General features: G+C 49.1%; 5 protein-coding genes. 4 read left to right on the forward strand and 1 reads right to left on the reverse strand.

Features of this window, described 5'->3' with window-relative positions; genetic code table 11:
• Window positions 1-361 precede the first annotated feature (361 nt).
• Entirely contained in the window at window positions 362-8,047 is a 7,686-nt protein-coding gene (locus tag QU597_RS09315) for a pullulanase (RefSeq protein ID WP_310832385.1), read from the forward strand.
• Window positions 8,048-8,124: 77 nt separating this feature from the next.
• On the opposite strand, the gene QU597_RS09320 is transcribed toward QU597_RS09315, so the two are convergent.
• On the reverse strand, window positions 8,125-9,870 hold the full coding sequence (locus tag QU597_RS09320; protein ID WP_310832386.1) for an alpha-glycosidase: 1,746 nt from the start codon (window positions 9,868-9,870) through the stop codon (window positions 8,125-8,127).
• Window positions 9,871-10,736: 866 nt separating this feature from the next.
• On the opposite strand from QU597_RS09320, the gene QU597_RS09325 reads away from it, so the two are divergent.
• The 3 genes from QU597_RS09325 (at window position 10,737) to QU597_RS09335 (ending at window position 14,336) form a co-directional block, all read left to right on the forward strand.
• Complete coding sequence (locus QU597_RS09325) at window positions 10,737-12,071, forward strand: sugar ABC transporter substrate-binding protein (RefSeq protein ID WP_310832387.1); 1,335 nt, start codon at window positions 10,737-10,739, stop codon at window positions 12,069-12,071.
• A 106-nt stretch (window positions 12,072-12,177) separates the two neighbouring features.
• On the forward strand, window positions 12,178-13,494 hold the full coding sequence (locus QU597_RS09330) for a carbohydrate ABC transporter permease (RefSeq protein WP_310832388.1): 1,317 nt from the start codon (window positions 12,178-12,180) through the stop codon (window positions 13,492-13,494).
• Window positions 13,491-14,336 carry a sugar ABC transporter permease gene (locus QU597_RS09335; RefSeq protein WP_310832389.1) on the forward strand — a complete coding sequence of 282 codons (846 nt, stop codon included), beginning with the start codon at window positions 13,491-13,493 and terminating at the stop codon, window positions 14,334-14,336. The genes QU597_RS09330 and QU597_RS09335 overlap by 4 nt, the downstream gene beginning before the upstream one ends.
• Window positions 14,337-14,494 lie beyond the last annotated feature (158 nt).

Consider the following 14,494-nt stretch of genomic DNA (forward strand, 5'->3'; position numbering starts at 1 on the left):
ATGAAATTATTTTCAACCATAACTATGCCTTTTTGCCATACAATTAATAAAAATGCCTGTTGACAACGCTTTAATTTCCGGAATAATATGGTTAACAGAACTTAGAAGCGCTTACATGTGTTTATTTCGGGCAATTTTTGCTGTGCGCACAAAGGTTTGTCTGCTTTAGGCCATTGACCCTTTTTTTGCAAACGTTTGCGCTAATGTTCACTGGTTTCAATGAGCCATTCAGCGATTTTGAGAAGGAGGGTGTGGGCTTGTTCAGGCTTAAGCAGCCGGACGACCGGAAGAGACGGTCAATTTAACATGAACGCAGTACCCGCGCAACTGAAGGAAAACATCATTAGGGGGGCTTAAAGGAATGAAATTAGCTTTATGGAGCAAAAAGGCTTTTGCCGTCAGTATGATTGTTGTTCTAGTGTGCTCCTATTTTTCTTTTCCGGCATCACAGGTACAGGCTGCTGCAACCAAGGCATTTCTGGTCGGCACACTTCAGTCGGAATTGTCTACAGAGGCGAATCCTACGAATGACTGGAATCCAGCAGCCACAGTAACGGAAATGACGTATACAGACAACGGCACTTATAAGTTTACTGGCTTATTGCCTGCCGGAACCTATGAGTACAAGGTTGCGCTTAACGGCACATGGGATGAGAGCTATGGCTTCAGCAGCTATACCAATCCCGGCGGGAAAGATAATGGCGGCAATATTGTGCTTACACTTGCTGCCGAGACAACCGTAACCTTTTATTACAACGACATCACTAAGAAAATCGCAGATTCCACGTATTACACACCGCTTGCGCAGGATAAGCTGCCAAGGCTGGTTGGCTCTCTGCAGACAGAGCTGGGGGATGCCAATGATAATTCTGCGGCTGATGCCGGGACCCTGTTGACAGATACCAACTATGATGACAGATACGAGAATTCAGTGAATCTGCCGAAGGGCGATTATTCATTCAGAGTGCTGGTTCCGGGAACTGCTCCAGCCGAAGATCGGTTCTACCCTGATGGGGATGTACCTTTGAGCCTGCCCGTGGATTTGACGGTAAAGTTTATGTACAATGAGCCGGATCACGGGGTCAGTACAGCATTGTTGGCTCCGGTAGATCCGGGGACAGCGGAGACGCCTGTGCCGGAAGGCAGTATCCGGATTCACTACAACCGTACCGCAGGTGATTACACCGACCAGGGCCTGTGGCTGTGGGATGATGTAGCTGCTGGTTCTGCGGGCTGGCCATCCGGTGCGACTGCATTTCCCGAAGGACAGACCGATTCCTATGGTGCCTATGTGGATATCCCGCTCAAAACCGGTGCCAAAAAAATCTCCTTCCTCGTCGTTAACCGCTCGAATGAAGCTAAAGACGGAGGAGATAAAACTTTTCTGATCAATACCCCGCAAACCAATGAAATCTGGATCAAACAAGGTTCGGATACGGTAACGCCTTATGAGCCGGTATCCCTGCCTGCGAATACTGTCCGGATTCACTATATCAGAGCAGATAATAAGCAGAGCGACTACGGCTTATGGCTGTGGGATGATGTAGCATCGGCGCCAAGCACCTGGCCGTCTGACGCAGTTCCTTTTCTGGCGGAGCATGCGGATCACTTTGGTGCATATGCCGATATCACGCTGAAAGACAATGCGAAGAAGCTTGGTTTCCTCGTGGTGAAGCCTTCAAACGGAGATAAAGACGGCGGCGACAAAGCTTTTAGCCTGCTGGACCGCTACAATCAGCTGTGGATCAAAGAAGGCGATAATAATGTTTATGTCTCTCCGTTCGGCGAACAGCCGGTGGGACTGGTATCGGCAGAAGTGCTGTCTGCCAGTAAAATCCTGCTCGGGTTTACTTTAACCGACGGTCTGGATGCTGCGGCACTCAAGAGTGCAATCACGGTGAAGGACAAAGAGGGTGCAACTGTCCCTGTGTCTGCCGTGAAGATTACAAGTACTACATCCATTGAACTCGATACCGCAGTCTTTAATCTGGATAAAACACCGCTTAGCATTACTTATTCCGGCAAAACCGTATCCGCTTCCAGCGGCTGGAGAATGCTGGATGAGATGTACAATTACACAGGTGATGACCTTGGAGCGACCTATCATGCGGCTGACAAATCGGCCACGCTGAAGCTATGGGCACCTATGGCCAGCACGGTTGTTGCGAATGTGTACAATAAGTCCAACGCAGCCGAAGTTGTCGGCCGGGTAAGCCTGACCAAGGGTGAGCAAGGAGTCTGGTCGGCAGAGCTGACGCCATCCGACATCACAGGAGTAAGTGGTGAACAGGATGTCCGCGGCTACTACTACCAGTATGAGGTAACGAATAACGGGGTCATGAAGCAGGTGCTAGATCCTTATGCCAAATCAATGGCCGTATTCACCGTTGATACTACAGGCGCAGCAGGTGCGGACGGAGATACAGTCGGCAAAGCGGCGATCGTTGATCTGAGCCGGACCAATCCGGCGACTTCCCATGCAGCGGATATTGAGGGCTATGAGAACCGGGAAGATGCCGTTATCTACGAAGTCCATCTCCGGGACTTTACCTCGGATGTCTCCATTGAGAGCAGTCTGGACGGCGAACGCTGGGGATCCTATGCCGCTTTTGCCAAGAAACTTGATTATATCAAATCTCTGGGTGTTACCCACATTCAGCTGCTCCCGGTAATGGCTTGGTATTACGGGGATGAGACGGCAATGAATGAAAGAGAAACGGCCTATTCGGCCCAAAACAATGAGTACAACTGGGGATATGATCCGCAGAGCTATTTCTCCCCGGATGGTGCCTATTCACAGAATCCTGCAGATCCCGAAGAGCGGATCAAGGAGCTGAAAGGTCTCATTGATGCTGTACACGAAGCCGGAATGGGTGTCATTCTGGACGTTGTGTATACCCATATGGCCAAAAAGGAATTCCTGAACGATATCGTGCCGAATTATTATGCGTTCCAGGATGCAAACGGCAACTTTATCGGCGGGTTCGGCAATAACCTGGCTACCAATCATAAAATGGCGGAAAAGCTGATGGTCGATTCCGTCAAATACTGGTTCAGTGAATACAAGATAGACGGTATGCGCTGGGATATGATGGGTGATGCGTCACAGGATGCGGTGCAGGCGGCTTATGATGCTGCTGCGGCGATCAATCCTAAGGCACTCTTTATCGGAGAAGGCTGGGTAACCTTTGGTGGTGCGGCTTCCGATCCGTCGCTTGCAGGCAAGGGTGCCGATCAGCAGTGGATGGACCAAACGGATAGCGTCGGCGTGTTCTCCGATGAATTCCGCAATGAATTGAAATCTGGCTTTGGTTCGGAAGGGGAGCCGAGATTCATCACAGGCGGTGCGCGTTCCATTACCACCATCCTGAATAATATCAAGGCACAGCCGTCCAACATCCCTGCCGATGATCCGGGTGATGTAGTGCCCTATATCGAAGCCCATGATAATCTGACGCTGCATGATGTTATTGCGCAGTCGATTAAGAAGGACCCGGCGATTCCCGCGAATGAGCTGGAAATCCAGCAGCGGATCAGGCTCGGCAACACGCTGGAGCTGACGTCGCAGGGAACGGCTTTCCTGCAGGCGGGGCAAGAATATGGCCGTACTAAGCAATGGCTGGGTACTGGCGTACCTGAGCAGAAATATACCGAGATGAAGGATGCAGCCGGCAAGTCTTTTGGCTATTTTATCCACGATTCTTATGATTCCTCAGATGCTATCAACAAGTTTGACTGGGCGAAAGTAACGGATGAAGTGAACTTCCCGGTACAAAACACGACCAAAGATTATACTGCTGGGCTTATCAAGCTCAGAAAGTCTACGGATGCTTTCCGTCTGGGCGACAAGAGCATGGTGAATTCCAATGTCACCCTGATCCAGGCGCCGGAAATGAAGGCAAACGATCTGGTGATCGGTTACAAGAACAAAGCGACAGATGGAACAGGCATTTATTACGTCTTTGTTAACGGAGACGATGAAGCAAGAACCCTTTCGCTGTCTGAGGATTTGACCGGGGGTACAGTGCTTGCCGATAACGATGAAGCGGGAATTACTGCTATCCCGGCCGCGGATCAGAGCGGGTTTACGCTGACCTCTACTTCTATTCAGCTGCAGCCCTTGACGGCCGTAATTATCCGGATAGATGCAGCGGCAGCAGCCTTTACTTCTGTGGAAGCAGACAGCACGGATTACATGCTTCAGCTCGGTACCACGCACCAGTCGGCTGTCTATGCCAAATATGATGACGGCAGCAAACGTAATATTACAAACACCGCAGTCTATACATCCGATAAACCGGATGTGGCTGCCGTAAGCAGCAAAGGTGTAGTAACAGGATTAAAAGCCGGAACGGCAACGATCACGATTTCTTACGGCGGGCTTTCCACTGCTGTAACAGTTAAAGTTGTCAAAGAAGCTGTAGACAACAAGCGTTATATTGAATTCACTTATGTCCGTGACGACAAGGATTATAAGGACTGGAACATCTGGGTCTGGAACACAGGTGCCAAGAACGACCAGATTGATTTCACCACCTTCAAGGACGGCAAGGCCAGTGTACTGATTGAAGTTGCACAGAACGCTACAAGTGTAGGTTTCGTGCTCCGCAAAGGCACAGACTGGAATACAGGGAAACAGGATTACCCGGATGACCGCGTCATTCCGCTTACTGCTGGCGAGCCATTCACCAAGGTTATTGTAACTAGCCAGGTGAAGGAGCTGGATATCAAGCCATTTATCAGCGGTCCTGTGATGAAGGACGGAACGATTACCTTCAAGTACCGTGATGATGCGCTGTTCCGCAGCGGAAGCCAGGAGGGTATTGAGAAAGCCGCCGTCAAGGTAAACGGCACCGAATATCCGATGCTTTATGATGCTCAAAACGAATGGTTTACTTATGTAATGACAGGTGTGGAAGAAGGGACCTACAAGTATACCTTCCTGATTACCAAGGAGGGGGTTACCGAAGAGCTGACGGATCCGAAAAATACGGTGAACGGCGAATCAGCTGTGGTCTACCATAACCCTGATGTCACCATAACAGCAACCGTACAGCCGCAAGCAGTGACCTCCAATGAAAATGCTGTAGTGACGGTCAAGGCGGCTTCTGCGGAAGAAGTGGCATATCAGGCAGGCTACATGGATTTGACCGCCCTGGGAGGACCGGCGAAGGTTCAGCTTGATATGGGGCTGATGAAGCACACCATTGCCGTAAAAGATACGGTAGCGGCAGGAACCAAAACGGTTCCAATTACACTTATTGATGAGTACGGCAACAGCCATACCGGTGCAGTAACGGTTGAAGTTAAGGCCAGAACGTATACCGGTGCTAAGCTCGACTTCGACTGGGATGAGGCGCGGATTTATTTTGCGCTGACGGACCGGTTTGCAGACGGCGATACGGCCAACAACGAGAATGTAGACAAAACCCATCTGGAAGCCTATCACGGCGGAGATTTCCAGGGGATGATCGACCATTTGGATTATCTTCAGGAGCTTGGTATCAATACGCTCTGGATTACGCCGGTTGTCGACAACATAGACTTCAACAAAGGCATTGATTTCGGCGGAACACAGTACGCTTACCATGGCTACTGGGCCAAGGATTTCACCCAGCTGGATGAGCATCTTGGCGATATGGCAACCTTCAAGGAACTGATTGAGAAGGCGCATGACAAGGGGATCAAAATTATGGTTGACGTTGTGCTGAATCATGCAGGCTACGGCCTTGAAGCAGGCGACAGCTATGAAGGTGTTACTGCAGAGGATAAAGCACGCTTTGACGGAATGCTCCGCACAGACAACGTTTCGGCGGATACCGATCCGGTCAAGGGCGAACTGGCGGGCTTGCCGGATTTCAAGACAGAAGATCCTGCGGTGCGCCAGAAGATTATCGACTGGCAGACAGGCTGGCTGGACAATGCGCGGACTGACCGCGGAGATACGATTGACTATTTCCGGGTAGACACCGTTAAGCATGTGGAGAGCACGACCTGGAAAGCTTTCAAAAATGCACTGACTGCTATTGACCCAAGCTTCAAGCTTGTCGGTGAATACTATGGCGGTACGATTGACGGTGACGGTGGCAATCTGCAGTCCGGCCAAATGGACGGCTTGCTTGATTTTGGATTCAAGAATGCGGCCAAAAATTTCACGGACGGCAAAATCACAGATGTAGATGCATACCTGCAAGACCGTGAATCTAAGCTGGACAATACTAAGACTATGGCTCAATTCCTGAGCAGCCATGATGAGAACGGCTTCCTCTCTGATTACGTCGACGGAGATCAAGGCAAGCTGATGATTGCGGCAGCACTGCAGATTACAGCTAAAGGCCAGCCGGTCATTTATTACGGGGAAGAGCTGGGCCGTTCCGGCAGCAATGCCGGGGATATGTCCAAGGGAGAGTTCAGCGAGAACCGCGGAGATATGCCATGGGAACAGTTTACAGCGGAGCAGGGGCTTCATGACCATTATCAGAAGCTGCTGAACATCCGGGCGCAGTATTCCAAAGTGTTCTCCAAAGGCACACGCACGAAGCTGGCCGGTTCGGATGACCTGGGATACCTTGCCTTCAACAAGCAGTACGGAACCGAAAATGTGGTTACGGTCATTAATACGAAGACAGAGGCTGTTACTGCCAGTATCCCTGTACCATTTACAGCAGCTACAGTTGTAAAAGATGAATACAGCGGCAAAACGTATACGGTATCTGGTGATCAGAAGGTGACTATCGAGCTTCCGGGCAGAGATGAAGGCGGAACGGTTATTCTGGCTGTAGTGCCTAATGTGCATCCGACGCCAACACCGACGCCAACACCGACACCGACAGCAACAGCAACAGCAACACCAACTGCAACGCCAACGCCAACACCGACGCCAGCACCAGTAACGCTTCCGGGATCTATCCCCGGTTCTGTACCTGCGGCAACACCTGCTGCCGGCACGCAAACTATTAGTGCAGACAGTCTAAAAGGCGGTAAGGACGGCAAGGTTACCATTGATGTTGCTGCATCCGCATCGTCGGTATTGCTGCCGATTCAGGCTGCAGCAGCACTCGGTACGAATGATCTCGTTCTGCACCAGGGTGAGCTCTCCGTGACCCTGCCTAAAGAAGTGTTGCACGGGCTTCAGTCATCACTGACCGGATCGGATGCGGAAGGTGCGCAGATTCTATTCGGCATAGCCCCTCTTCAGGACGTAGCAGTGAATAGCCTGCTGAGCGGGCTGAACGGGAACAATACCCGTGTAACAGCGGCCTCAAAAGTTTATGAGTTTTCACTGTTCGTCGTTAAAAAGGACGGCACACGTATTCCGGTTACTACATTTACAGCTCCGGTAGAGCTTACTCTTAAGTTCAGCGGCAATATAAACAAAGAGCTGCTTGGAGTCTACTTTGTAGGCGAAAACAACAGCCTGCAGTATGTAGGCGGAACTGTGAACGGGGATCAAATTACAGCTGAGGTAACGCATTTCAGCAAATACGCGGCACTTGAGCTGAATAAATCCTTTAAGGACGTTCCTGCTCTGCATTGGGCAGCTCAAGCGGTTAAATCGCTCAGTGCGAAACAGATTGTAACAGGTGTGACAGCATCGGAATTCAAACCGGATGCAAGTGTCACCCGTGCGGAATTTACCGCCCTGCTGATTCGTGCACTGGGAATCAAAGCAGAAGGGCAAGCTTCATTCAGCGATGTCAGTGGAGATGCCTGGTATGCTTCTTATGTGGCGGCAGCTGTCAGCCAAGGCATTGTTTCCGGACGCAGTGCTGATATCTTTGCTCCGAATGCTGCGATCAGCCGCGAGGAGATGGCGGTTATGCTGATCCGTGCGCTGGAAGTGAAGCAGGGTAAGAAAACAAGCCCGGGCTCCTCATCTGCAGCGTTCACGGATGCCGGCACCATCAGTTCATGGGCAGCAGACTATGTAAACACTGCGGCTGAGCTTGGGCTGGTACAGGGCAGAGAGAACAAGCAATTTGCGCCTAAGGCAATGATGACCCGCGCGGAAAGCGCACAGGTTATTTACAAATTGCTGGCTGAATAAGTTCCCGGTTAACGTCAAACGGCACTCTTCATATGGATGAAGAGTGCCGTTTTTGTGTTTGTATTTGCGAAGAAAGATTACAGAACTGCTTTAACGGCAGTATAACCATACGCCGGAAGCTTGAGGGTGAGTTTGCCCCGCTCAGCCCGCAAGGAATCGCCAGTGAACAGATCCGTCCAATTCCGCTCTTCTACATCGAGCCGGAAGGTCTGGGCGGCTTCTTCTGTATTCATAAGAACGATAATTACTTCATCGCCAAGGCTGCGTTCAAAGGCGAGCTTGCTGCCATCCCGGCCGGCTTCAAGGAATGTGAAGGAGCCGCTGCGCAGCGCTGGATGTTTGCCGCGGATTTCGATCAGCTTGCGGTAGAAGCTGAACAGGTCGTGGTCCTGCTTCTCGGGATCCCATTCCATACATTTGCGGCAGCCCGGATCATTCTCCCCGTCCATACCGATTTCGTCTCCGTAGTAGATGCAAGGCGTGCCCATAAAGGTGAACTGGAACAGTACAGCCAGCTTGAATTTCTTTTTGTCGCCGCCGGCAAGGGTTAAGAGGCGTGCCGTATCGTGGCTGTCCAGCAGGTTGAAGGCCACCTCGCTGGCTTGCAGCGGATAGCGTGACAGCTGTTTACCAATTGCATTGGCGAAGCCTTCCGCATCAAGCGAGCTGTTGATGAAGAAATCCAGGACGGCATCCGTGAACGGGTAGTTCATCACGGCGTCGAATTTGTCGCCTTCCAGCCAAGGAGCAGATTCATGCCAGATTTCGCCGAGAATATAGGCTTCCGGATTGGCATTCTTCACGACCTTGCGGAATTCGCGCCAGAAGCCGTGATCTACTTCGTTGGCTACATCCAGGCGCCAGCCGTCGATACCGACCTCTTTGATCCAATATTCTGCCACCTTCAGGAGGTATTCTTTTACTTCAGGGTTCTCTGTGTTGAGTTTCGGCATATGCGGCTCGAACGAAAAAGCATCATAATTCGGGATGTTGTCCACTACCTGAAGCGGGAACTCGCGGACATGGAACCAGTCTTTGTAACGGGAGTTCTCCCCATGTTCCAGCACATCCAGGAACGGGGCGAAGGTTCTGCCGGAATGGTTGAATACGGCGTCCAGCAGCACGCGGATACCGCGTTCATGGCAGGCGTCGACGAGTTTTTTGAGGGTCTCCACATCACCGAAATGAGGGTCAACCTTCATATAGTCCTCGGTATCGTATTTATGATTAGTGGTGCCGGCAAAAATAGGCGTGAAATAGATTCCGGTAATCCCGAGCTCTGTCAGATGGTCCAAGTGATCCATAACACCCTGCAGGTCTCCGCCGAAGAAATTCTCAGGTGTGGGGGTTCCTCCCCACGGCTGTACATTGTCCGGGTTCAGGCTGGCGTCCCCGTTGGCAAACCGCTCGGGAAAGATTTGATAAAAGACTGCATCCTTGACCCAAGCCGGAGGGGTGAAGACATCCCCGCGGTTGATGTAAGGGAATTCGAAGAGGCGGTTTGGATTTATTGGGCGTTCAGTTTGGAAGTCGCTTTCGGTCATCCAGATCCGCTCGTGGCCCTTTTGCAGCAGGAAGCCGTATTTAAGCCGGCGGTAGAGGGGAACGGATTCACACTCCCAGTAATCGAACATCGCATCGCTGGTAAATAGCTTCATCGGGATCAGTTCTTTAGTAGTGTCCCATGCATATTTGTCCCCGGCCCAGGCAAATACTTCTGTTAAATCACCCTTTTTGGCGCGCAGACGAAGATGGATGGTTTCGTGATCGTAGGCATAAGACCAATTTAAGCGCGGGCGGTGATATACTGCTTCTAGTAACATGATAATTCCTCCTAAAAGTTTTGTTAGCACATGCTTCCTCGACTAGTCATCAGGCAAAACTCGCATCGGAAGCAAGGGCTAAAAGTTTTGTTAGCGTTTACTTCCTTGCCGGACATCGGACAAAACTGCTACGGAAGCATACACTTAAGTTTTGTGAGCATTTTCATCAAATAGAGATATAAGGATGAAATGGCGCTGAAATGGATGCCTTGCCAGACAAGGCACTGGCTTTGTGCCACATTTGCACACATTGAACCTGGAATCCGCCCATAGCAAAAAGGCACAACCCTAGCGAAAAGCGTGTCCGAGGTTGTCCCTGATCAGTAACATTGCCTTTTAATTGTAGAAGAACAAGGGGCTATGCTTGGATTGTTTGCTGCCGGCAGGACTTGCTGCTCATAATGGTTTGGATTATAGCACGGAATATTAGGTCATTCAATACTATTGTACAAACCATTGCACAAATCTTCACAAGCGATAAGTTCGTTTGAAAAAAGGGAAACCGGTACCTTTACCCTCAGTTTTAAGGAAAAGAACAAGGTTAGGGGCAAATGAGTGTTCATTTTTACACGGATTTCTGAGTAAATAAGAGTAATTATGTGAAAAATGAAGTGATGCATTGATTATATTCATATTTTAGCGGAATATAGTCAAATACACTATGTGCAAACGTTTTAACAATTAACCTGACTGTTGTATTATGAATTTAGGAATGAAGCGCTTTCTAGAACTTGTTGAAGCGTATTCAGAAGGATGGTTAGTAGATGGGCACATTTTTTTTGGATCCTCTGAAATCGTTTGCGCATGTTCTGCAGCATCATCTTAAGCACAATAGTGATATACAAAATCGGGAGGGGTTATCTGTAATGAAAATGAGAAAATGGATGATGGTCACGGCTGTTGCCGCAATGGCTACATCGCTGGCAGCATGCGGGGGTAACAACAACAACACAAATGGCGGTAACGCTGCAGCGACGAATGCTCCGTCAGAAAGCACAGCACCGGCTGAAAACAACGGTGGAGAAAACACTGGCGCTGATACCGCACAAATCACCCCAGAGGATGGCGCATCTCTGGTTGTTTGGGAGAGTAAAGAAGAAAGAGCTTTTGCTGATGCAATCGCGAAAGAGTTCACTGAAAAATACAATGTACCGGTAAAAATTGAAGAGCTGTCTCCGACCGATCAGGTTACAAAGCTCTCCCAGGACGGTCCTTCCGGTTTGGCTGCCGACGTTATTCTGATTCCTCATGATAACCTGGGCAGAGCCGCAAGTGCACAACTCTTGCTTCCAAACGACGTGTTTGAACAAGAAACCGTAAAGAACAATACGGAAGCTTCGATTACAGGTGCTAGTTATGACGGTATGTTGTATGGCTACCCGCGTGCAGCAGAAACTTATGCTCTGTATTACAATAAATCAATTGTTACTGATGTGCCAAAAACCTTTGACGATGTTCTGGCCTTCAGCAAAACTTTCACCGACAAATCAAAAAATAGATACGGAATCATGTGGGAAGTCGGCAACATGTATTTCAACTATCCTTTCATCGCTTCAAACGGCGGATATATCTTCGGGGATAACGGTACAAATAAAGATGATATCGGGATCAACTCCGATGGTGCAATTCAAGGCTTGAAAGAGTATGTTAAGCTGAAAGAAATTCTGCCAATCAACAGCGGCGATATTAACGCCGACATTAAGCGCAGCCTGTTCAACTCCGGCGATGTGGCTATGGATATCAACGGACCTTGGGAACTGGCTGGTTACAAAACAGCACTGGGTGACAACCTGGGACTGGCGCCACTGCCGACTATCGGCGGAAAGACTGCAATCTCCTTTGCAGGCTTCAAGATCTTCGGGGTTAATGCATATACACAATATCCAAATGCCGCTAAGCTGTATGCTGAGTTTGCATCCGGCAAGGATGCCCAGCTTAAGCTGAACGAACTGGTAGGATCGATTCCAACCAACCTGGAAGCTCTGGAAGATCCACAAATCAAGGATGATGCTTATATCTCCGCATTTGCTGAACAGGCTAAGAACTCCCAGCCAATGCCATCGATTCCTGAAATGGGCAACGTGTGGTCTCCTGTCAACGCAGCCCTGCCGGAAATCTGGGATAAAGGCGCAGACCCTAAGACAGCAATGGACAAAGCAGCCCAACAGATCAAAGATCTGAATAACGGCGCTTCGCAATAAGCATCTGTAGGTCTGATCCAACAGTATATTTATGAAATCAAATCGCCCGCCGCCTGGTAGCGGCGGGCGATTCTCTGATTTCCCAGGAGAGGAGAACGGAAGGGAAATGCAGCGACACCATACTAGAGCAGCAACGATACTGTCTACATTGTTTATGGGATTGGGACAAATATATAACCGCCAATTTATCAAGGGTTTTATTTTTTTGATTGTAGAGGCATTAAGCTTAACTTATTTTATTGAGAAGCTGGGACGGGCGTTCTGGGGTATCGTTACCTTGGGTACAACCTCCCAACATTTTGAGAAGGTTAAAGGAATTGCCAAGCTGGTCAAAGGTGATCATTCTATATTTATTCTAATTCAGAGTTTGATTACAATCATATTCTTCGTTCTTTTTCTGATTGCATGGTATATGAACATTAGAGATGCTTACAAGAATGGGGCTGCCAGAGATGCAGGCCAAACCCCAGGCACTTTTAAACAGAGCATCCGTTATATTCTCGATTATAAGTTTGCGCAGACCTTTCTTATCCTGCCGTCTGTAGGCATTCTGTTATTTACAGTGATGCCGATCATCTTCATGGTCATGCTGGCGTTTACGAACTATTCTGCGCCTAACCATATGCCTCCGGCCAAGCTGGTTGACTGGGTTGGCTTTGAAACATTCCATAATCTGGTAGCTCTTAAATCCTGGAGTCATACCTTCTACGGGGTGCTTACTTGGACTATTATTTGGGCAATCCTGTCGACGGTTACCACCTATTTCGGCGGCATGCTGGTCGCGATGCTGATCAGCCAGCAAGGTGTTCGTTTCAAGGGCATCTGGAGAGCTATTCTGATTGTTCCCTATGCTATTCCGCAAATGATCTCACTTCTGCTCATGCGCAACTTGTTCAACGGCCAGTTTGGTCCGATTAACCAATATCTAAAGTTTTTCGGGCTTGGCGGCCTTCCTTGGCTAACGGATCCATTCTGGGCCAAAGTAACGGTTATCGTGGTTAACATGTGGGTCGGTATTCCTGTATCTATGCTGCTGATTATGGGGGTTCTGACAACCATTCCGCGCGATATGTATGAAGCGGCCGAAGTGGATGGGGCGACCAACTACCAGAAATTCCGCATCATAACATTGCCTATGGTGCTGTTCTCGACGGCACCTACACTGATTGCCCAGTTTGCAGGCAACATCAATAACTTTAATGCGATCTTCTTGTTAACAGGCGGTAGTCCTGTCAACGGGGATTATCAGTATGCCGGTTCCACCGACTTGCTTGTGACGTGGCTTTACAAGCTCACGCTTGACCAAAATAAATATAACATGGCATCTGCGATCGGTATCATTATCTTCTTAATTGTGGCTACATTCTCAATTTACAATTACCGGCGTACGAAATCATTCCAGGAGGAGGATATGATCCAATGAGCGGAGTTAAATTTAAAACAAGAATACGGCTTACTTTCAGCTATTTGATGCTGGTAATTCTGTCTGTTGCAGCATTGTATCCGGCCATATGGATTCTGTTTTCATCGCTGCGGCCGGGCAAATCCCTATATAGTAAAACATTTATTCCCGAAACGTTTACAATGGAACATTACCGGGCACTTTTCTATGATAACACCCTGCTGTTCCCTACCTGGTGGCTTAATACGTTCAAGATTGCCTTATTCTCAATGATCCTGGGCGTTTTCCTGACATTGCTTACAAGCTATGCAGTTTCCCGGTTCAGATTCAAGGCGCGCAAGACCACCATGTCCGGACTGCTGGTCCTTGGAATGTTTCCAGGCTTCATGAGTATGATTGCCATTTATTTGCTGCTCAAAGAGTTTGATTTGCTGGATACACATATGGCACTGATTATGGTTTATGCAGCCGGAGCTCCGCTAGGTGGAACACTGATCGCGAAAGGGTTCCTCGATACGATACCGCGCTCGCTGGACGAAGCTGCCCGCATTGACGGAGCCAGCAATTTCGGAATCTTTTGGAGAATCATCCTGCCTTTGTCGAGACCGATGATTACCTACATGGCACTAACACAATTTGTCGGACCATGGGTTGACTTTATCTTTGCCAGACTCATTCTCCGAACCAAGGAGAAATGGACCGTTGCAGTGGGTATGTGGGACATGGTGAATTCGAATCAGAACACCAATTTCACGACTTTTGCTGCAGGCGCTGTACTGATCTCTATTCCGATCATGATTCTCTTCTTCTTCCTGCAAAAGTTGCTGGTCGAAGGCTTGACCGCAGGCGCTAGCAAAGGCTAAAGCAGCTTATCTCATATTGCATATTTATGGTTTAAGAAAAACAAGGTACAGCCTTTATGTCGACTACGATAGGCTGTACCTTGTGTATTTTCAGATACTCATGCTAAGGTGCCTGTTTAGGCTTTAAGGATATAACCCACCATATGTGGGGTTATTTT

Origin of the sequence: Paenibacillus pedocola (assembly GCF_031599675.1) — a bacterium.
GTDB classification, from domain to species: Bacteria; Bacillota; Bacilli; order Paenibacillales; family Paenibacillaceae; genus Paenibacillus_AQ; species Paenibacillus_AQ pedocola.

Coding starts and splice junctions, on each gene's coding strand:
- QU597_RS09315 (WP_310832385.1), top strand. CDS start 362: ATGAAATTAGCTTTATGGAGCAAAAAGGCTTTTGCCGTCAGTATGATT.
- QU597_RS09320 (WP_310832386.1), bottom strand. CDS start 9,870: ATGTTACTAGAAGCAGTATATCACCGCCCGCGCTTAAATTGGTCTTAT.
- QU597_RS09325 (WP_310832387.1), top strand. CDS start 10,737: ATGAAAATGAGAAAATGGATGATGGTCACGGCTGTTGCCGCAATGGCT.
- QU597_RS09330 (WP_310832388.1), top strand. CDS start 12,178: ATGCAGCGACACCATACTAGAGCAGCAACGATACTGTCTACATTGTTT.
- QU597_RS09335 (WP_310832389.1), top strand. CDS start 13,491: ATGAGCGGAGTTAAATTTAAAACAAGAATACGGCTTACTTTCAGCTAT.